The sequence below is a fragment of the Enterococcus sp. DIV1279b genome (assembly GCF_050531515.1).
Taxonomy (GTDB): domain Bacteria; phylum Bacillota; class Bacilli; order Lactobacillales; family Enterococcaceae; genus Enterococcus_D; species Enterococcus_D casseliflavus.
This window is the reverse complement of record NZ_CP172891.1, coordinates 984,902-1,003,657: the sequence shown is the minus strand read 5'-3', so window position 1 is coordinate 1,003,657 and position 18,756 is coordinate 984,902. Positions and strand designations below refer to the sequence as shown.

Below are 18,756 nucleotides of genomic sequence, written 5' to 3'. Positions count from 1 at the left end.
TTTGCAGACTGCGGGTTCTTTGTTGCTGATACGATCGTCGGAGGAGGAATTTTCTGTGAGTACTTTACAAAAAAACAAATGGCCGTTGCTATTCACTGGCGCAAGCATCATTTTGTTCATTATCTTCTTTTTGATTCCAGCACTCTTAGGACTTTATTACTCGTTAACCGACTATAAAGGCTTTGCGACAGCCAATTTTATCGGCTTGGCGAACTATCAAGAATTGTTTCAAGACGCCAGCTTCTATAAAGCACTATTTCGTACATTTCGTTATGTGATCATTCTGGTCCCAAGTATCTATGTCGTTTCTCTCGCCGTCGCTTTGATGTTGAACAGTCAGCTGGCGAAAGGCAAATTTTTCGCAAAGATCATTTTTTTCTTACCATGGACCATCTCTGGGATCATCGCTGGGGTTATCTGGAAATGGCTGTTTGGTGAAAACTTTGGCTTTATCAACTTTATTCTAGAGCAAGCGGGACAACAAACTGTCCCGTGGTTTACCGACTCGAATGCTGCCTTTTCTGTTATTATTTTGGCTGCCATCTGGGGCGGGACTGCCTTTAACATGCTGCAATTTACTGCAGCTTTGAAAAATATCCCCCGCTCGTTGTATGAAGCTGCCGAGATCGACGGCGCCAGCTTTGGGCATAAATTACGCTACATCACCTTGCCTATGCTGCGGCCGACTTCCTTTATGGTCATCTTATTGGCTTCGATCGGCGCCATGAAAGAGTTCGCCCTCGTGCAATCGCTGACCAATGGTGGTCCAGGAACCGACAACATGTTGATCGTGCAATATATCTATACGACTGGGTTTGACAAAATGCGGGTCGGCTATGCCAGTGCTGCCTCCATGGTACTTTTCGTGATTCTTTTACTGTTAGGCTTAGCACAAATGAAGATTGGAGGCGGCAAGAATGACATCTAAGACCATCAAAACCAAACGACCTGTCACAAGAAAGTCAGCGATGTTTTTTTTAACGCTGGCACTGATCATCACTTCCCTGCTGTACCTTTTTCCACTACTTTGGTTCTTATTGAGTGCCTTTAAACCAGGGACTGAATTATTTGCTTATCCCTTGAAAATCATTCCTGAAAATCCAACCATTCAAAACTTTATTGATGCTTGGACAACATTGGATTTCTTTCGTTACTTCAATAATACGTTGATTTCAGCGGTGGTCACCACTTTATTGACGATCCTAGTCAGCGCCGCCTGTGGCTATGCCTTTGCAAAATATGATGCGAAATGGCTGCGTTTTTTCTTCATCTGTATCATCGCCACCACCATGCTGCCGACGGAAGTTATCATGAACCCAACGTTTTCTGTCATTCGTTCACTAGGCTTATATGATAACTTATTGGGGATCATCATCCCTTCCATCAATACAGCAACAGGTATCTTTATGTTCCGAACCTTTTTCGTCTCCGTTCCTGACGATCTGATTGAATCAGCCCGCATCGATGGCGCTTCGGATGGGATGATCTTTTTGAAAATCATGCTGCCGATTGCCCGACCAATCATTATGACACTGGGGATCTTTTCCTTCCAGTGGCGGTGGAATGATTATATCTGGCCCTTGATCGTCTTGAATGATCCGAAAAAATACACCTTGCAAGTGGCGATCCGCAGCTTGGTGGGCGCGGAAAATATCAATTGGACGATTTTGATCGCTGCCTCGGTAATTTCCATTTTGCCTTTGCTGCTGGTCTTCCTCGCCTTTCAGCGCTGGATTCTCGACAGCAATTTAGACAGCGGGCTAAAATAAAAAAAAGTGCCGACTGCTTCGTCGCACCTTTCTCCTTTTATGGATGAACGGTGCCACAGAGCAGCGGCGCTTTTTATTTTGAAAAGTCTTTTCGTGACAAGTAGACGGCAGTTAAAATGCCGACTAAAATAGCCAAGCCAAAGACGACGATCGTACCGATCGCATTGTCTTTTCCTGGCAGTCCTCCGGTGTTGATCCCCCATAGCCCCGCGATCAAGGACGGCACTGCCACCACTAATGCTGCAGAGTCTAAGTATTTCATCAGATGGTTTAGATTGTTGTCCATCATATCGGAGAACAAGCCACCGATGGTTTCTAACAAGTCGCGATAGATAGTGACCATTTTCATGGCAAATTTTTGCCGCAGCTTGATGTCATAAACGAGTGCTTCATTATCCAAACGATCCAAAAATTCTTTGCGATCCATCAAACGATCGACGGTATGGTTTTGGTCCCGCAAGGTGTGATCAAGATAGACCATGTCTCGCTCGGTATCGGCTAAGTTAAACAATTCCTTGTTTTCTGTCGTTTTACGGGCTGCTTGATCCAAATCATCGATTTGCTTCTTCATCTCCTGCAGACCTTTGATGTAATGGGTGTAGATCATCAACGTCGAATAGGCAACGATATCTTCATACCGCTGGATATCTTGCTCATGCTTTTCGATCAATCGTTTGATCAGATTGGATTGATGAGAGACATACGTGATCAATAGATCTTTGGTGTAGATAAAAGTCACAGGCTCAAGACGGTCTTCGATTCGATCCTCAGTCACTTCCGACAAATCGATCAAGGTATAGAGAATCGGATGATTTAACTTGGTGTTGCGCAAGTATTCCAACCGTGACACTTCTTCCGGTTCATTGGCGCCAATAAAAATATCTTCAGGCAGTTGATACTTATCTAACAAGTGTCGTTGTTCCTCTGGATCTGTGCCAGAAACCACTAGCCAATTGTAATCCTCCTCCGAAGATTTGCTTATTTTTCGGTCTTCCATTTTGTAATACTGAAACATGGTGACTCGCTCCTTTTCTAATTCTCTCTTAATTTAACTATCTAACGCTTCAGGCTTTTTGTCAAAATAAATGGCTTTTCTTTTCGATGCTTTTTTCATTTTGTCAAAGTGCGTTTTATTAGACGAACGTTTCGATTCATGAGAAACTTTTTATGGGCCCAATAAAAAATTTTAGGAGGAATAGTATGTTTCGTCATCAGAAAGAATTACAGTTTGAAGCTAAACCAGAAAAACCAAATCCGTTAGTTGCGAAATACCTTCAAGAATTAATCGGTGGACAATATGGAGAGATGAGTGTTGCCATGCAATACTTATTCCAAGGATGGAGCTGCCGTGGGGAAGAAAAATACAAAGACATGTTAATGGATATCGCTACTGAAGAGCTTGGACACGTTGAAATGTTAGCAACGATGGTTGCACGTCTACTGGAAGGTGCACCTGTGGAAGATCAAGAAGCGGCTATGAAAAAAGACCCAACGATCGGTGCGATCATTTCTGGAATGAATCCGCAACATTCCATCGTTGCAGGCTTAGGACCACGTCCTGCTGATAGCGTCGGCAATCCATGGTCAGGTGCGTATATCATTGCTAGTGGCAACTTACTTGCTGATTTCCGTGCCAACTTAAATGCGGAATCACAAGGTCGTCTGCAAGTAGCACGCATCTATGAAATGATCGATGACCGTGGGGTCAAAGACTTACTTTCAGTTTTATTAGCACGTGATAGCTACCACCAAAATCTCTGGGCAGCTGCCGTGAAAGAATTGGAAGAAAACGAAGGCTCAATTTTAGTGCCGACTACCTTTGACCGCAAAAACGAACGCTTAGATATCGCTTATGATTTCTATAACTTCTCAGAAGGCGACCAAAGTAAAGAAGGCTCTTGGGCGAAAGGCAAAGCCCTTGATGGTGAAGGCGAATACCAATGGCTAGACGAACCAAAAGTCGAAGGAAAAGCGCCAAAACTCGATCAAGTCACACCAAAAATGTATGGCACACCGCCTGAAAAATAATTTGATCAAAAAGAGCAATTGTTTCTGAAACAGAAACCGTTGCTCTTTTTTCTTTGTCTGTTTGAGCAAGTTGGTTACGTTCCTGTCAAAAAAGCGTTAGAGTAGAATGTAGAAAAGAAAAGGAGGAATCATTTTATGAAAGCACCTTTACTGACATTAAACGACGGCAATTTACGCCCCGCATTGGGCATCGGTACCTATCAGATCCGTGGTGGCGAAGGATTGAGCCAGCTGCAAGCAGCGATCGCCGACGGGTATCGCTTGATCGATTCTTCAACCAATTATGACAATGAAGGCATTGTCGGCAAAGCGATCCGTCGCTCGGGTATCCCACGTTCAGAATTTTATATCACCTCAAAATTACCAGGAAAATACCATGGCTATGATGATGCCTTAACCAGCATTCAAGAATCCCTTGCTCGCATGGGGCTCGACTACTTCGATGCCTTTTTGATCCACTGGCCATTACCAAAACGCGGCAAATATGTCGAAGCTTGGCAAGCCTTAGTGACCGCCCAAAAATTAGGCTTGATCCGTTCCATCGGCGTTTCCAATTTTGAACCAGAACATTTGGATGCCATCATTGAAGCAACTGGTGTGACTCCTGCATTAAATCAAATTGAGATCCATCCTTACTGGGTCCAAGAACGGATGGTCGCAGAAAACAAAAAGCGCGGCATCGTAACGGAAGCTTGGAGCCCATTAGGTCGTGGCAGCGATGCCCTGAAAGAACCACTGATCACTGAATTAGCTGAGAAATACCAAAAATCAGCTGGTCAAATCATCTTGCGCTGGCATGTGGATCGTGGCATTTTGCCCCTTCCAAAATCAAGAAACCTCGCCCATCAACGAGAAAATCTTGCAATCTTCGACTTTGAACTGACTGAAGATGAAATCAATCAAATCAATCAGTTAAACAAAGCAGACGGCCGCATCGATGGTCAAGACCCAAATGAGTATGAAGAATTTGAATAAACAATGATACCTAAAAAACATCATCTGCTACTCCTTGATCGACGGAGCAACAGATGATGTTTTAATATCAATAATAAACGAATTTGCTTCCCTACTTACAGCTGATAATGGATCGCTTCTTGGTACTTTTCAAACAGGGACTGGTTCAATTCATCCCCGCCGTCTAGGTTCGCTGAGTAAAAAATCGGCGGATAGTCGACACCGGCTTCTTTTAGTTTTTGGCAAACTTCAACGATGATCGCATTTAAGATCGTTGCGCCGACTACGGTGGATGTGGGGCCGACTTTTTGTTCGACGTCAGGAATCGTACACGCTGCATCGCCAATCTCCCCATGATTGTCGATGACGATATCCGCCGTTTCAAACAAACGCAAGCCTGAAGTATGGCGGCTGGTGACTGTTTTTGAATAGGTAAGATTCGTTAATGCGATGATCTTGACCCCCTTTTCTTTGGCATGAAGCGCCATATCGATGATAACTGGGTTTCGCCCAGACACCGAATGCAAGATCAGCACATCACCTGCTGTAAAGGGTTGGGTCGCCGCCAAGGCACTACCGTAGCCTTCTAAGCGCTCCATTTTACTAGTGAAGGTGATTGGGCTGCGATCAAGCATCAGTTCTCTTCCAAAGATCGCGTTGATGGTCATCATGCCGCCTGCTCGATAATACATCTCTTCGGCTAAGATCCCAGCGTGACTTGCGCCAAAAATGTAGATGGCTTTTTTGGTCAAGTTGGCTTGCGTCAGTAATTCAATGGCTTGCTCAATCGCTGGTGCTTCTTTTTCTTCTACAATAGACAATAGTTCTTTTGCTTTTTCAAAGTATTGAAACATTTAAAACCCTCCAAACAGCTTGCCGATCAATTCACCAAGGATGCCCCATAGAGATAAATCGTTCCCACCGAAAATCAAGATCCAGTTTTGAATCGTCGTTGAGAACATCGCTGCAGAGATCCCAACGAGTGCTACCATAACGACAGAAGCTGTGATCGTACCAATAATGGCACCTCGCAAGCCCCCTTGCCCTTCGCCGATCACCGCAGCACCGCCACATTCAAAGAAGCTGGTGATAACTAAAGGAACGATCAAAATGCCAAAGACGTTGGTCGTATTGGCAATGACCACTAAAATCGTTGAGGTGATCATCGCCACGATAAAGCCGATGATTACAGCATTTGGACAATAGTTGAACAAGATTGGTACATCAAAAGCTGGTTTCGCTCCAGGAACGACTTTTTCTGCGATCCCTTGAAAGGCGGGAATGATTTGGTTGATCAATAGACGTACCCCATACAACATGATCAATAATCCTGCACCGAAGTTCAAGCCAGCATCAACCGCAAACATCACCAAGTTGCCCCCTTCAGGAACTAATACGGGCGCAATCAAACCGATAACGATATTCATCAAAAACATCACTAACGCGCCAGTAATCGATATTTCACGGAAAAACGAGAGATTTTCTGGCACTTTCAAATCTTCCGTCGATTTTTCTTTGTTTCCGACCCGTTTTGCAACAAAGCCTGAAACCAATGACAAGATCCCCGTTGGATGACCGATCAAGAATGAATCATCGCCTGTGGCATCCCACACATATTTACGCATGATCCATGGCATGAAGGACCAGTAACAAGCAGATAGAACCGCCCCTAAAATCAACAATGGGATTCCGGTAAGTCCGCCTTCAACGCCCCCAGCGACGATGACGAACGGGAACCACCACAACATGTGACCGGTGAGGAAAATCGTCTTCACAGGTGTAAAGCGAGCAATCAATAAATGAATGACAAGTCCGAAAAACATCGCTAAACCTACTGTTCCGCCGTATTCTGCCGTAAAGGTGATGTCAGAGAGCCCATCTGACACAGCAACGCCTAATTGGGTTTGAACCGCTGCATTGATCGGTGCGATCGTTCCCACCAACATATTTACCCCAGCCGTCAATGCCACCATCCCGAAGGAAGCTGTTAAGGTTCCTTTAACGACTTCTGCAAAAGGTTTTCTTTGTACCAATAACCCAATCATGGCAATGATCCCCAGTAGGACTGGCGGATTTTTTAAAATATAATCCGTGACAAAATTCATGATTATCCCTCTCTTTCAGCTAAAAATTTTTCCATTTGCTGTTTGACTTCTTCTTTATCCATATACTTTTTGATTGGATAAACGGGTGCTTTCACGGATGCTTTTAACTCATTCAATAATTCATTACTCGTAAAATAAACATCTGCTGGTGTCGCTTTTGCCGTCGATAAATCAGTATTCTCGGCAGTTGCCGTCAACCCTAACTCTTTGATTACCTTGTCGATCGTCATCTTCAATACCATTGAGCTTCCTACACCAAATCCACATACTGCTAAAATTTTCATATCCTTTTCCTCCTATTGGAATAATTGACAAATTTGTTCCCAATCGCCATTTAATATCACGTTGTATTTTTCTTCATCCATAAAGATCGCCATGATCTCTTTCAAGCTTTCTAGATGGCTTTGACTATCTGCGGCGGCTAAGACAAGAAATATCCGCACCGGTTTGCCCTCAAGATCGATGGGCTGTTTCGTTACTAAAAGGCTCATACTTTGTTCCAAAACCCCTTCTCCAGGACGGGCATGCATCAGCGCAAAGTAATCCGCCAACACCATGTAAGGACCATTTTCTTCCACACTTTGAATCATCGCTTCGATGTAAGCTGACGTAATCAGCGCTTCATCCAGCAAGGGCTGGCTGGCTAATTTTACGGCTGAGCGCCAATCTGTCACTGTCTCATCCGTTTGTATATGCTTTTCAGGCAAAGAATCCTTCACTTTCATTCTGATTTAACCTCCAACATTTTTGATAGGAACCATTCTTTGTTTTCGATTCCTTGCATGATCAATTTCATCATTGGTTCCACCTTTTGCGTCTCATCCTCTCGGATCATCAATAAAATAATGATGTCGGCTTTTTGGTTGCCCCATTCTACTGGCTGATCCAAAAGCAAAATCGAGATGGCTGTTTTTTCGACATAATTTGGATTGCCATGAGGGATGGCAAAGCCATTATCTAAATAGGTTGATTGTAGCTGCTCTCTTTCAATGACGGATTGCTGAAACTGCGCTTTTCGTTTTTCATCACTAAAAGGGGTTTGTTCGATCAGAAAATTGATGGCTTCTGTTTTGCTGGCAAATCGCTCGAAAAAGACGGTTGGCTGGATCATCGATTGGGCTTGAAGAAGTAAACCATTTTGATCGACCACCGCCTCATTATCGATGACTAAATCGATGTAGTGATTCATGATCCGCTTCATGTCGCGATTGGTCACCATAGGCGAGATCCGCACCACAGGTTTTTGAATCCCGACAAGATCGATGGTTGAAATAATAAAATCGATCGCCGAGATGTCCATCTGCTTTAATTTTTCAACTGAAACGGTTTCGATACTGTCGATCTCTGGCAGAATGCGACGAATTTTCGCAGAGACAAACGAGCTAGTGCCGACGCCATTGGGACAGACAAAAATGATTTTATTCATGCGGCGCATTCGCTCGATCGCTGCTTGAAAATGGATTGTGACAAATCCGATCTCATCATCAGAGATCCCCACTTGATACGCTTTCAAAAAATCATGGAGCGAGAACCAGACCACGCCATACAAGGCAGGATAGTTTTGCTTGATTTCCTCTAACAAAGGGTTGACGACTGTGGTTTGCGCTTCGATCCGCAACAGCAGTTGATACAGATGGATCGTCACATCTTCTTCCAATCGATTGTCTTGGGTCAAGTCGGTGCCTAAGCCTTCGCTGATTTTTTGAATCATGTTACGCACTTTTCCCCGAAAGACGAAAGGAACTTTTTCACTTTTCATAAAAAATTTCAAGCCGCTACCGACAATCAGGTAGGTTAGATATTGCACTTCTTTTGGTGAAAATTGATAAATGTGCTGTTCTTCGATTTCTTTCAGTAGCTCATAGACTAACGGATATTTGTCGAACTCCAAAAACAGTTTCCCCACTTGGCGATTTTCTTCAATCACTAAGTTTTCCGCATGACTCGCCCGTTCGATCAGCAGCACGATGGAAAGGACGATACTTTGGATGTAGCTGTCGGGCATTTCCACTTGTTTTTCCATTAACGCTCGACGAAACGCCTGATTTACTTCCTGGTATTTCGCAGGTTCCACCAACAAGGAAAACGCCGCTGGTTGATCCAGCATCATTAAGCAAAAGCGTTTGAGCACCCGATGGATCTGGGATTCACTTCCTTCAAAAAATGTACCTGAATTATCAAATCTCAGGCGCAAGCTTTCTTTTTGAAACAGTTCTTTTAAATAAGAAATATCTTTTGCAATACTGCTGCGGGAAACGAAATAATCCTCTGCTAACTGCTGATAGCTGAGGTGCTCGCCAGCAATCAACCGTTTAAAAATCAAAATCCTTCGTTCCGATGTCCCCGAATAATTCATTTTCATACGCTCACCCTCTACCTCTATTTTATTGCTACTGTACCAAATTAGAAGGCTAATTGTTAGATTAAAGAATGATTAAAAGGAGTGTACACTTTGATTTTCAATGCTCCTGCAGGCATTTTATAACAATTTCAAGGCGCTTTTTTTCACAATCTGCCGCCTTTCTCTTATAATTAAGCTAGGATTTATATAGGAGGAGATAACATGAAATGGCGTGGGGGTAGACAAAGCAGAAATGTCGATGATCGAACGGGGCGATCATCTGGCTCAGGCGGGATGCTGGCTGCTGGTGGCGGGATCGGTACGGTGATCATCGCTGTTTTATTTTTCCTGTTTAGCGGTGGTGATTTAAATTCGCTGCCGGATGTCTTGGGTGGCAGCGGTCAAGCAGCCAATTACCAGACAGAAAATGTGGGCACCAGTGAGTACACGGAGGAAAAAGAGTTTTCCGCAGTCGTATTCGGCTATTTAGAAGATTATTGGCAAGACGTTTTTCAAGAGCGGCAAGAAACCTATCAAGACCCGACACTCGTATTATTTACGGGAAGCGTGCAGTCGGCATGCGGCTATGCCACGTCACAGGTTGGTCCGTTTTATTGCCCAGCAGATGAGAATGTGTACCTTGATCTTAGCTTTGCCAATGAGCTTTCCGATAAATATGGCGCAAGCGGCGACTTCGCAATGGCCTATGTCATCGCCCATGAAGTCGGTCATCATGTGCAAAATGAGCTGGGGATCACCCAACAATTGGACAAAATCCGCCAGCAAGTTTCAGAAAAGGAATACAATCAGTACAGCGTTCGTTTGGAACTGCAAGCTGACTACTTAGCTGGTACTTTTGCGAAATACTTGCAAGGCGAAACCTATCAAGGACAACCGATCTTAGAAGCTGGCGACATTCAAGAAGCAATCACAGCTGCCAATGCCATCGGGGATGATACGCTGCAAAAAGAATACCAAGGCTATGTTGTTCCAGATAGTTTTACGCACGGCACATCGCAGCAACGCGTGGACTGGTTTAACCGTGGCTATCGTTATGGTGACTTAGCACATGGCGACACCTTTAATGTCGATAGCCTTGACTTGAGCAAGTAGCTTCAATTAAAAAATCACTCCGAAACAGCATGAACCGCCTGCTGCTTCGGAGTGATTTTAGGTTCTTGTTGCCCCTTCAAGCCTTTTGGTGAAGGGACGCTTTACGCTTTCTTAACTTTCGCAATGATTTTTTCGCAAAAACGTGCCTGCTTCGTCATACTTTTTTCACATTTCGAGACTATTATATAAGCATACCAACAAACAACCCTAACACTTTTTCATTTTTACTCCTTTGCCTGTCAGTCCCCGCTGACAGGCTCTTTTTTGTCTTTTGATTGATATACTCAGACCTGCAAGTCTTTACGCTCATAACGGGAAAAGGTGCCAAAGAAACAGATGATACCGATCAGCAGTACCCAAAGGACTGATGTCGCGCCGTTATCCATGAGTTGGACGGGTAATGCCATCCGCACAGGTGAAAGTCCTGCCAGCCATTCCAATTTATCGTAGAGTTCCCCCACGATGCCGAGCAAATACAGACCGAACACGCAGCCTAAGCCGACGCTGGCGGTTTGTTTGCTGGAACGCAAGATCGTGGATAAAAAGAAACCTAGACAGAGGAAAAAGACTAAGACACCGTACTCGGCAACGAAGATTTTGCTGATTTCTTCTATAAAAGCGGACAGGTCATCTTCAGGTAGTTTGAACAAAGCAAATGAGGCCAGACTACTGCCATAAGCAATCAGCCAAAAGCCAGTCAGCAACAACAATCGAGCGAGGAACTTCCACCCAACGATTTCTCTGCGGCTAATAGGCTGAGCGTATAAATACTCGATCGTTCCTTCTGATTCTTCAGTGATCAGACTGTTCAAGCCTAAAAGCATCCCATAAATACACGCAGCGATAAATAAGTATTGAAAGTAGTACCCGAAAAAGCCTGTCGGGGAAACCAAGCTTGAGGGTCCTGTCAGTTGGATGTTAAAGATGCCTAGTAATTCTGGGCTGAAAGAGCCCAACATCTGGTCTAACGACGTTTTCATTTCTGGCGTGATCATTTGAGGATAGATAGCCGTAAATGCAAAAATGATTGCTGCAAAAAGGATCGCCCAGACTAGCCAGCCTTTGAAGGTATTTTTAAGATCGATTTTCATTAAAGTCATTTTTGAGAACCTCCTTCATACAGGAGCATAAATTGCTGTTCAAGGGTTGGGTGTTCGATCGTGAACTCTTTAATGGCAGGATTGGTTAAAAAATGTGCCAGCTGATTCATGTCCCCTTGATAGAAAAAACGCAAGCTGTGTGATTCCTGAGCAAGAACCTGTACGTTTTCCAAGCCGGCTAATGAGAGGCTACCCTCATTCGTGAGCGTTACAACTTTGCCGAAATTTTCTTCCTCACTCAGTTCTTTCACGGTGATGATCTGTCCTTCACGAATAAAGGCGGTCCGATGGGCATAGGTCTGAATTTCATGCAAATCATGGCTAGATAGAAAAATCGTCATCCCCTGTTTGTTTCTTCTAAGGAGCTCTTCAAACAGCCGTTTTTGGATCAAGGGATCTAAGCCATTGGTCGGCTCATCTAAAATCAACATTCTCGGTTGTGCAATCAAGGCGCTCGCAAGCCCGACTTTTTTCTTGTTCCCTAAAGAAAGTTCTGCGATCGATTTGTTTGGATCAATTTGAAAAAGCTCCATCAACTCCTGAATCTCTTTTTTTGGCTGCTTGACTTGATGAAAATCCGCCGTAAATGCCAGTAGTTCTGCTGTCGTCATTTTTGAATAGAACCGTACATCACTGGAAACATACCCAGTAAACGTTTTGATCTCTTTGGCTGCTTGTTGGCAATCTCGTCCAAAAATCGCCGCCTGTCCTGCATCTGGTTTGATAAAATTCAACAATACTTTGATGGTCGTTGATTTTCCCGCACCATTTGGTCCAATAAAGCCAAAAATCTCTCCTTCTGCCACTTGCAATGATACGTTCTCGATGGCGTACTTCTTGTTGTATTGTTTGCTTAGTCCGTTGATCGTAATGGCATCCATCCTGTCCCCTCCTTGTACTGCTTTGATGCCATCAGTGTAGCCTTATTTGGCGTTTCCGTCAATCAAAGATCTAAAAGGCTTCCGCTGGAATGTTTTACGAAAATCATCAACAGATTGACACACTTCTATTGCTTTCTGAAGCGACCCCCAAAAGTTAGACCAAAAAAATCTAACTTTTGGGGGTCGTTATTTGTATGGCAAAATATCCTTTTGAATTAAAACTAAAAATCGTTAAAGAATATCTTAGTGGCGTGGGCGGATATCGGTATCTTGCCAACAAATACGGTATTTCAAGCAAGTCTCAAGTAAGTAATTGGGTGAATGCCTATCGTGAATACGGAGAGGAAGGTCTATTGAGAAAGCATCAAAATCAGAAATATTCTGTTCAATTTAAGTTAAATGCGCTAGAGTTATATCAAACAAGTGAGATGTCCTATCGAGAAGTTGCTAGCACTTTAGAAATGAACAACCCTGCGCTTATTGCCAATTGGATGCGTAATTTCAGAGAAGCAGGTATTGAGGGGCTCTCAAAAGAGAAAGGGCGACCACTTACTTTGACTAGAAAAAAAGAAAACAAAAAAGAAAATACAACAACTGAAGAACGCGATCGTATCAAGGCATTAGAAAAGCAAGTCCGATCCCTTCAAATTGAGAATGCCTTTTTAAAAGAGTTGAGGAAGCTGCGAAAACAGGAAGCCCAGCAAAGACGCAAGAATCAATCGCACGAATCATCGCCAGCCTCCGAGGATCATTCAAACTAGTTGAGCTTCTTGAAACATTGAAATTTCCTAAAGCAACCTATATGTATTGGCAGAAACGGTTTGACAGACCAAACCCAGACCAAGAAATTGAAGAAAAAATGCTTGAAATTCGCAAAGAGCATAAAGACTATGGCTGTCTGCGACTAAAAAAAGAATTAGAGAATCAAGGGATTCATGTCAATAAAAAGAAGATTCAACGTCTGATAAAAAAACTAGGTATCGAAGTAAAGTCTTACACTCGAAAATCTCGACGGTACAATTCTTATCGTGGGAAGGTTGGCACTGTCGCCAAAAATCGTATTCATCGTCGGTTTTATACAAATATCTGTCACCAAAAAATTACAACTGATACCACAGAGTTTAAGTATTATGAAGTAGACACCACAGGTGTCGTTCGTCAGAAAAAGCTGTATTTAGATCCTTTCATGGATTTCTACAATAGTGAAATTCTATCTTATCGGATTTCTGAAAAACCAAACGCACTAGCCATAATGGAAGGATTAGAAGAAGCAATCCAGATGACAAATGATTGTCCATTTCGTAGAACCTTCCATTCAGATCAAGGATGGGCCTATCAAATGAATGCTTATAAGAATAAATTGAAGCAGCATAAAATCTTCCAGAGTATGTCTCGTAAAGGGAATTGTTTAGATAACTCACCTATGGAAAACTTCTTTGGTTTATTAAAGCAAGAGATTTTTCATGGAGAAGTCTATCGGAGTTTAGATGAATTGAAAACAAAAATTGACCAATATATCTATTATTACAACCATAAACGCATCAAAAAGAAATTAAATTGGCGAAGTCCGGTTCAGTTTCGAGAAGCTGTAAAAACAGCTGTCTAACAGTTAATCTTATCGTACAAAAAAGGAGTGGATTTCTCCACTCCATAAAAGTCTAACTTTTTGGGGTCACTACATTCTCTTCCTATTTTTTTCACATTTTCCCGTTACTATAAATACATACCAACAAACAACCCTAACACTTTTTCATTTTTACTCCTATCCCGCCAGTCCCCGCTGGCGGGCTCCTTTTTTTTGCGGCAAAAAAACGCAGACCTAGCAGCAACTGACTTTAGCAAATGTAGCACTCGCTAAAGTCAATTGACTGACTATCCTGCGTTTTTTGGCTCGATCATTTCTGGGACGGATGAATCAATTCTGAATCATCCGTCCCACTTTCATTATTGACAATGCGTCCGTTTTTTTAGTTTTCATGGGGTGATTTGTTAACGAAACGGATTGTAGAAACGTCCGCCATTAAGTACCATCAAGGACAATCCGAGCGCCACGATCAAGCAAACGACAGCAATCGCCAAAAGATCTTTGCCTTGGATCGGCTTAGCTTTCAGCCAGGTACGCTGCTTATGTTTGCCAAACCTTCTTAGCTCCATGGCAGCAGAAATATGGTCGATCCGTTCCAAGCTGGAAAAAATCAAAGGAATCGCGATCGCGACATTGCCTGCCACTCGCTTGCGCAAAGGTGCTTTTTTAGAAAGCTCCACGCCCCGTGCTTGCTGCGCTTTGGCAATGGTCCGAAAATCATCTTGAATATCGGGAATGTAACGCAAAGCCAGTGCGACTGCATAGGCGATCTTGTAGGAAATCCCGATGCGGTTGATGCTGGACGCTAACTCACTAGGATTGGTGGTAAACAGGAAAATCAATCCTGGCGGAATCGTGACAAAATATTTGATCAATAGATTCAACTCATAAAACACTTGCTCTTGGGTCAATGTATACCGACCGATCCCTTCGAAAATCACGTGGCGCGTACCGTAGATCTCCACCCCGTATTCTGGTGCGAAAAGATAGACCGCCACCAAATTCAAAAGCGAAAAGAAGATGATAAATTTTAATACAAAAGCGATATCTCGGTAGCGAATTCCAGCACTGGCAAATAGAAAGACCGAAAACAATGCCAGTCCAATGAGAAAGCGCGTATCATAAGAAATCATCCCGATGACGGATAGCAGCAAAAAACAAATCAGTTTTGCAGCACCGCTTAATTGGTGAATCCACGTTTTGCGGTCAAGATAGCCGATTAGATTACTCTCCATCGTGTCCCTCCTTCTCGCTGGCAATGAAGGCGGCAGTAAAAGCGGCGGGATCTGTCAGCTGGTTAAGGGTCGCCAGTGTATACAAGCTGGTTTCTTTGAGGTTTGCGGCACTCACCACTTGTTTGTCTGCTAAGACAACTTCTGGCGGAGCGTCCAGCAAAATCGTTCCTTTTGTCAAAACGATCGTCCGCTGTGTATACTCCAACATCAAATGCATATCGTGGGTGATCATAACGATCGTTAATCCCCGCTGGTTCAACTCCTGTAAAAATTGCATCATTTCGGTGTAATGGCGATAGTCTTGTCCCGCTGTCGGCTCATCCAATAAAATGAGTTCAGGATCTAAGACGAGGATCGCTGCAATGGCGGCTCGGCGTTTTTGCCCATGACTTAGTGCCGACAATGGCCATGAACGAAACGGATAAAGACCACAAATTTTCAAGGTCTGATGAACTTTTTCTGTAATTTCAGCCTCTGGAACGTTTCGGTTGCGCAAGCCTAAGGCAACTTCGTCAAACAGGAAGTTTTTTGACAGCATTTGATTGCTGTTTTGCAACACATACCCGATTTTTTGCGCTCGTTCTTTGATGGAATCATTGCCCATGTTCGTTCCTTGCCAAAGCAACTTGCCAGAAGTCGGAGTTAAAAAGCCGGTAATCAAATGGGACAAGGTCGATTTTCCTGCGCCATTATGCCCGACCAAACTAATCATTTCTCCTTGATGGATGGTAAAATCCAGTGCTTGCAAAATGGGTTTGCCCACTTGGTAGGAAAACGATAGATTCTTCGCTTCCAACAACGGCGGCTGGTGGCTAGGAAGCGCCGGTTTCGGAAATTTTTCTTGAAACTGAGTCAGTTTTTCGGCAATCTCAGGTGATGCAAATGCTTCTACCGCGACCAAATCAGCAGCGTCGGTCACGGGAACCCCCGCTTTTTTTAAAGCAGCTAAATACAGCGGTTCACGAATGCCGACTTGCTGCAGCATATCCGTTTTTAATAGTTCATTCGGTGTACTGTCGGCAAGGATGCGGCCTTCTTCCATCACGATGATGCGATCGACAGCTGCGGCTAACACTTCTTCTAAGCGATGTTCAATGATGATGGTGGTAAAACGCTTCTCTTGATACAGCTGGTCGATCATTTTGATGGCTTCCACACCTGTTTGCGGATCCAAGTTGGCTAGCGGCTCATCAAACAGTAGAATCGGTGTTTCATCGATCAAAACACCTGCCATTGAAACACGTTGCTTTTGGCCACCCGATAATTCCTGCGGTTTTTTCGCCAAATGATCCATTAAGTCAGTCTTTTCTGCCCAAAAACGCAGCGCCTCTTGCATCACTGCTTGACTGCGCTGATCGTTTTCCAATGAAAACACGATATCTTCTGCTACGGTCAAGCCTACAAATTGGCTATCGGTGTCTTGCAGCACCGTGCCGACGGTCAAAGACAGCTCATAGATGGAAGCTTGCCCAAAGGCATTGGTACCGATTGTCAATTCTCCAGTACTACTGCCTTTGTCGTTTTGCGGGATCAAACCGTTCAAACATTTTCCTAATGTACTTTTGCCAGAACCACTGGCACCGACGATCAGGACTTTTTCTCCTTCATAGATCGTTAGATCGATGTTTTTCAAGGTCGGTTCCGCTTGTGCATCATATTGGAAAGAAAAATTCGTAAATTGAATGATTTTTTGTTTCATTTTTAGCCTTCACACATTTCTTTGGTTAGGATTCCTTACTCAAGCTGCCTTTTTTGGTTTTGGTTTGGGCATAGGCTTTTAGCAGGATCACTCCGATTATCCCAGTTACGACTGCATTGGTCAATCCCGCAATGACTCCTTGCGTAAAGACTTTGTTCGCTGGTTCGCCATAGATCAAAATATCCCCGATCGGGGCAATGATCACCCAGACGACCAAATTTGCGATCGTTTCACCGATCAAGAAGGTCCGAATTTCTTTAGCGCCAAAGGTTCCTTGCTGGATTGGAATCCAACGAGTCAAAAGTCCAAAGAACACCCCTAAGATCCCAGAGGCGGCGATCCAAGACCACCATGGACCATAAGTCGTTAAATCTCCTAGAGCATGACCGATAAAACCTGCTAAACCAGCCACGATCGGACCGTAGACAACGCCTAATAGCGCCAAGAAAGGATAGGCTGTGGCGATATCTGTATTTGGGAAACCCGTCGGAATCGTGACGAAACGTTTTAAGACGAAAAAGACCGCAGCACCGATACCGATTGCAACAATGTGTTTTACTGTAAATTTTGATTGATTCATTTTTCATTTCTCCTTTTTTTAAGGGTAATTTTCCAATTCGTGCCAGTCCCTATTTTATAGGTTTCAGCAAATGAAGCCAAGTTGAGCCCTAAACCGATATTCAGCAAGGAATTGACATATAAGACGGGTTCTTGTTCTGCCACTTGCGCAAAGGAGCGTCCGAAACGCACTTCTTCTTGATAACGCAGGGTATCTTGGTAGTAGATACTGACGAGTAGCGACTCATTGTATTGGACCTGCCATTGCTTAAAGAACGTGTGGGGAATATTCGTCCACAACGAACCAAAGCGGATATCGAGAATATCGATCGTCCCTGTGATCGTTTCAGCTGTTTGGCTTGGCTTTTCAATGGCAAAAACTTGGATCGCTTCTTTAGGTTCAGGTGTTCCTAGCTCTTCAAAGCTGATGGCGCCGCTGGCGAGCCGAGCGGCATTATACATATAAACATCCCGACCATGAAACGTATGGCTTTCGGCTGATCCTGCCAAGCGCTCAGTTGCCTCATTGATCACCCGAAGTTCAGCGATTCCGATATAAGTCGCTAAATAGGTCAGGGTGCCGTTATCTGGTGTCAAAACCAACTGCCCGGTCGCCAGCTTGGCAACCACACTTCGTCGATCAGACCCTACGCCAGGATCGACCACTGAAACAAAGACGGTTCCTGCTGGCCAATAGGTGACGCTTTGTAGCAGGCGATAGCTGGCGTCATGAATGTTGTATGGCTCGATCTCATGAGTCAAATCCGCAATGACCAGCTCTGGTGCCACTTGATAGGCTACCCCGTACATCGCATTGACCGCTCCATCTTGCAAACCAAAATCGGTTTGAACCACTAATTTGTGCATTTTCTCTCCTCCCAACAACCTTTCTCCTTTTCAACAAAACCTTCGCATGAAACAGCTGACCCTACAGACACAAAAAAAGCCCTTAGCCAAAGCTAAGGGCATCACCTGCGGTACCACCTTAATCTGTAAAACCTTCACAGGCCTCACCTCATTCAGTACCCGAAAACACTCGGAGACTGTCGCTTGTTAACGGGGCAACCGTATTTTCCTAATTAGTCAGAAAATCCGCTCCAAAGTCATTTTCAAATCATTTGTTGTCGTTCCTTCTCACCTGCTGGAACTCTCTGCTAGACAACGCCCGTGATTCTACTTTCTTTTTCATCGCGTTTGCATTTTGTTTCATTAAAATTATCAAAGCTTGTGCCTTTTGTCAATTCTCTTTTAAGAAAAAATTCAAACAGAAGCCATAATTTGTCAAAAGATTCACGCAATTTCTAAATTTCACTCGAAAATTCTTCATATTTTCTCGGTATGATACCTGTATACAAACAAACAACCCTAACACTTTTTCATTTTTACTC

General features: G+C 43.7%; 19 protein-coding genes and 1 other annotated feature. Of the genes, 7 read left to right on the top strand and 12 right to left on the bottom strand.

Annotated features, from left to right (window positions below; all coding sequences use genetic code 11):
- The first annotated feature begins 55 nt into the window (after nucleotides 1-55).
- Both IGI71_RS04700 and IGI71_RS04695 read left to right on the top strand, forming a co-directional pair.
- The gene (locus tag IGI71_RS04700) at nucleotides 56-928 is read left to right on the top strand and encodes a carbohydrate ABC transporter permease (RefSeq protein ID WP_010747712.1); all 873 of its coding nucleotides are present in this window, start codon (nucleotides 56-58) and stop codon (nucleotides 926-928) included.
- Nucleotides 918-1,769 carry a carbohydrate ABC transporter permease gene (locus tag IGI71_RS04695; protein ID WP_010747711.1) on the top strand — a complete coding sequence of 284 codons (852 nt, stop codon included), beginning with the start codon at nucleotides 918-920 and terminating at the stop codon, nucleotides 1,767-1,769. The genes IGI71_RS04700 and IGI71_RS04695 overlap by 11 nt, the downstream gene beginning before the upstream one ends.
- Before the next feature lie 73 nt (nucleotides 1,770-1,842).
- Here the strand turns inward: IGI71_RS04695 and IGI71_RS04690 are convergent, their stop codons facing one another.
- A complete protein-coding gene (locus IGI71_RS04690) occupies nucleotides 1,843-2,784 on the bottom strand; it encodes a magnesium transporter CorA family protein (RefSeq protein WP_010747710.1) in 942 nt (313 codons plus the stop codon).
- A gap of 185 nt (nucleotides 2,785-2,969) precedes the next feature.
- On the opposite strand from IGI71_RS04690, the gene IGI71_RS04685 reads away from it, so the two are divergent.
- Nucleotides 2,970-3,797: a manganese catalase family protein gene (locus IGI71_RS04685; RefSeq protein ID WP_010747709.1), complete on the top strand. Its 828-nt coding sequence runs from the start codon at nucleotides 2,970-2,972 to the stop codon at nucleotides 3,795-3,797.
- Nucleotides 3,798-3,932: 135 nt separating this feature from the next.
- Nucleotides 3,933-4,772 (top strand): aldo/keto reductase, encoded by an 840-nt coding sequence (locus IGI71_RS04680; protein ID WP_005225416.1) that lies wholly within the window; start codon nucleotides 3,933-3,935, stop codon nucleotides 4,770-4,772.
- A 95-nt stretch (nucleotides 4,773-4,867) separates the two neighbouring features.
- Here IGI71_RS04680 and IGI71_RS04675 read toward each other — a convergent pair whose 3' ends face one another.
- Genes IGI71_RS04675 through IGI71_RS04655 form a run of 5 tightly spaced genes read right to left on the bottom strand, consistent with a single transcriptional unit; the run spans nucleotide 4,868 to nucleotide 9,218 of the window.
- The gene (locus IGI71_RS04675) at nucleotides 4,868-5,605 is read right to left on the bottom strand and encodes an SIS domain-containing protein (RefSeq protein WP_005225415.1); all 738 of its coding nucleotides are present in this window, start codon (nucleotides 5,603-5,605) and stop codon (nucleotides 4,868-4,870) included.
- Nucleotides 5,606-6,856 carry a PTS ascorbate transporter subunit IIC gene (locus IGI71_RS04670; RefSeq protein WP_010747708.1) on the bottom strand — a complete coding sequence of 417 codons (1,251 nt, stop codon included), beginning with the start codon at nucleotides 6,854-6,856 and terminating at the stop codon, nucleotides 5,606-5,608.
- Nucleotides 6,857-6,858: 2 nt separating this feature from the next.
- Nucleotides 6,859-7,140 carry a PTS sugar transporter subunit IIB gene (locus IGI71_RS04665; RefSeq protein WP_005225413.1) on the bottom strand — a complete coding sequence of 94 codons (282 nt, stop codon included), beginning with the start codon at nucleotides 7,138-7,140 and terminating at the stop codon, nucleotides 6,859-6,861.
- Between the two features lie 12 nt (nucleotides 7,141-7,152).
- The gene (locus IGI71_RS04660; protein ID WP_010747707.1) at nucleotides 7,153-7,581 is read right to left on the bottom strand and encodes a PTS sugar transporter subunit IIA; all 429 of its coding nucleotides are present in this window, start codon (nucleotides 7,579-7,581) and stop codon (nucleotides 7,153-7,155) included.
- Nucleotides 7,578-9,218 (bottom strand): BglG family transcription antiterminator, encoded by a 1,641-nt coding sequence (locus IGI71_RS04655; RefSeq protein WP_010747706.1) that lies wholly within the window; start codon nucleotides 9,216-9,218, stop codon nucleotides 7,578-7,580. The genes IGI71_RS04660 and IGI71_RS04655 overlap by 4 nt, the downstream gene beginning before the upstream one ends.
- A gap of 201 nt (nucleotides 9,219-9,419) precedes the next feature.
- On the opposite strand from IGI71_RS04655, the gene ypfJ reads away from it, so the two are divergent.
- Nucleotides 9,420-10,310, top strand: coding sequence for a KPN_02809 family neutral zinc metallopeptidase (gene ypfJ, locus IGI71_RS04650; protein ID WP_010747705.1), 891 nt, complete (start codon nucleotides 9,420-9,422; stop codon nucleotides 10,308-10,310).
- 284 nt (nucleotides 10,311-10,594) lie between these two features.
- On the opposite strand, the gene IGI71_RS04645 is transcribed toward ypfJ, so the two are convergent.
- Together IGI71_RS04645 and IGI71_RS04640 are read right to left on the bottom strand one after the other, a co-directional pair.
- Nucleotides 10,595-11,410, bottom strand: coding sequence for an ABC transporter permease subunit (locus IGI71_RS04645; RefSeq protein WP_016610651.1), 816 nt, complete (start codon nucleotides 11,408-11,410; stop codon nucleotides 10,595-10,597).
- Complete coding sequence (locus IGI71_RS04640) at nucleotides 11,407-12,291, bottom strand: ABC transporter ATP-binding protein (RefSeq protein WP_081116807.1); 885 nt, start codon at nucleotides 12,289-12,291, stop codon at nucleotides 11,407-11,409. Before IGI71_RS04640 ends, IGI71_RS04645 begins: the two co-directional genes overlap by 4 nt.
- 194 nt (nucleotides 12,292-12,485) lie before the next feature.
- Between IGI71_RS04640 and IGI71_RS04635 the strand changes: the two genes are divergently transcribed.
- Together IGI71_RS04635 and IGI71_RS04630 are read left to right on the top strand one after the other, a co-directional pair.
- Nucleotides 12,486-13,052, top strand: a complete 567-nt coding sequence (locus IGI71_RS04635) for a helix-turn-helix domain-containing protein (RefSeq protein WP_016249835.1) — start codon at nucleotides 12,486-12,488, stop codon at nucleotides 13,050-13,052.
- The gene (locus IGI71_RS04630) at nucleotides 13,010-13,897 is read left to right on the top strand and encodes an IS3 family transposase (protein WP_317756472.1); all 888 of its coding nucleotides are present in this window, start codon (nucleotides 13,010-13,012) and stop codon (nucleotides 13,895-13,897) included. The genes IGI71_RS04635 and IGI71_RS04630 overlap by 43 nt, the downstream gene beginning before the upstream one ends.
- A gap of 383 nt (nucleotides 13,898-14,280) precedes the next feature.
- Here IGI71_RS04630 and IGI71_RS04625 read toward each other — a convergent pair whose 3' ends face one another.
- The 4 genes from IGI71_RS04625 to IGI71_RS04610 are packed head-to-tail and all read right to left on the bottom strand — an operon-like array spanning nucleotide 14,281 to nucleotide 18,235.
- Nucleotides 14,281-15,111: an energy-coupling factor transporter transmembrane component T family protein gene (locus IGI71_RS04625; protein ID WP_005225404.1), complete on the bottom strand. Its 831-nt coding sequence runs from the start codon at nucleotides 15,109-15,111 to the stop codon at nucleotides 14,281-14,283.
- Nucleotides 15,101-16,810 (bottom strand): ABC transporter ATP-binding protein, encoded by a 1,710-nt coding sequence (locus IGI71_RS04620; RefSeq protein ID WP_010747702.1) that lies wholly within the window; start codon nucleotides 16,808-16,810, stop codon nucleotides 15,101-15,103. The genes IGI71_RS04625 and IGI71_RS04620 overlap by 11 nt, the downstream gene beginning before the upstream one ends.
- Before the next feature lie 25 nt (nucleotides 16,811-16,835).
- The gene (locus IGI71_RS04615) at nucleotides 16,836-17,390 is read right to left on the bottom strand and encodes an ECF-type riboflavin transporter substrate-binding protein (RefSeq protein ID WP_005225401.1); all 555 of its coding nucleotides are present in this window, start codon (nucleotides 17,388-17,390) and stop codon (nucleotides 16,836-16,838) included.
- Nucleotides 17,387-18,235: an SAM hydrolase/SAM-dependent halogenase family protein gene (locus IGI71_RS04610; protein WP_005225399.1), complete on the bottom strand. Its 849-nt coding sequence runs from the start codon at nucleotides 18,233-18,235 to the stop codon at nucleotides 17,387-17,389. The genes IGI71_RS04615 and IGI71_RS04610 overlap by 4 nt, the downstream gene beginning before the upstream one ends.
- A 91-nt stretch (nucleotides 18,236-18,326) precedes the next feature.
- Nucleotides 18,327-18,566, bottom strand: a binding site (T-box leader).
- Nucleotides 18,567-18,756: the final 190 nt, after the last annotated feature.

What these genes read in the sequence shown, in the direction of transcription:
- IGI71_RS04665 (WP_005225413.1), bottom strand. Translation starts at nt 7,140, where the DNA reads ATGAAAATTTTAGCAGTATGTGGATTTGGTGTAGGAAGCTCAATGGTA.
- IGI71_RS04685 (WP_010747709.1), top strand. Translation starts at nt 2,970, where the DNA reads ATGTTTCGTCATCAGAAAGAATTACAGTTTGAAGCTAAACCAGAAAAA.
- IGI71_RS04610 (WP_005225399.1), bottom strand. Translation starts at nt 18,235, where the DNA reads ATGCACAAATTAGTGGTTCAAACCGATTTTGGTTTGCAAGATGGAGCG.
- IGI71_RS04670 (WP_010747708.1), bottom strand. Translation starts at nt 6,856, where the DNA reads ATGAATTTTGTCACGGATTATATTTTAAAAAATCCGCCAGTCCTACTG.
- IGI71_RS04620 (WP_010747702.1), bottom strand. Translation starts at nt 16,810, where the DNA reads ATGAAACAAAAAATCATTCAATTTACGAATTTTTCTTTCCAATATGAT.
- IGI71_RS04625 (WP_005225404.1), bottom strand. Translation starts at nt 15,111, where the DNA reads ATGGAGAGTAATCTAATCGGCTATCTTGACCGCAAAACGTGGATTCAC.
- IGI71_RS04615 (WP_005225401.1), bottom strand. Translation starts at nt 17,390, where the DNA reads ATGAATCAATCAAAATTTACAGTAAAACACATTGTTGCAATCGGTATC.
- IGI71_RS04675 (WP_005225415.1), bottom strand. Translation starts at nt 5,605, where the DNA reads ATGTTTCAATACTTTGAAAAAGCAAAAGAACTATTGTCTATTGTAGAA.
- IGI71_RS04635 (WP_016249835.1), top strand. Translation starts at nt 12,486, where the DNA reads ATGGCAAAATATCCTTTTGAATTAAAACTAAAAATCGTTAAAGAATAT.
- IGI71_RS04660 (WP_010747707.1), bottom strand. Translation starts at nt 7,581, where the DNA reads ATGAAAGTGAAGGATTCTTTGCCTGAAAAGCATATACAAACGGATGAG.
- IGI71_RS04645 (WP_016610651.1), bottom strand. Translation starts at nt 11,410, where the DNA reads ATGACTTTAATGAAAATCGATCTTAAAAATACCTTCAAAGGCTGGCTA.
- ypfJ (WP_010747705.1), top strand. Translation starts at nt 9,420, where the DNA reads ATGAAATGGCGTGGGGGTAGACAAAGCAGAAATGTCGATGATCGAACG.
- IGI71_RS04680 (WP_005225416.1), top strand. Translation starts at nt 3,933, where the DNA reads ATGAAAGCACCTTTACTGACATTAAACGACGGCAATTTACGCCCCGCA.
- IGI71_RS04690 (WP_010747710.1), bottom strand. Translation starts at nt 2,784, where the DNA reads ATGTTTCAGTATTACAAAATGGAAGACCGAAAAATAAGCAAATCTTCG.
- IGI71_RS04640 (WP_081116807.1), bottom strand. Translation starts at nt 12,291, where the DNA reads ATGGATGCCATTACGATCAACGGACTAAGCAAACAATACAACAAGAAG.
- IGI71_RS04695 (WP_010747711.1), top strand. Translation starts at nt 918, where the DNA reads ATGACATCTAAGACCATCAAAACCAAACGACCTGTCACAAGAAAGTCA.
- IGI71_RS04655 (WP_010747706.1), bottom strand. Translation starts at nt 9,218, where the DNA reads ATGAAAATGAATTATTCGGGGACATCGGAACGAAGGATTTTGATTTTT.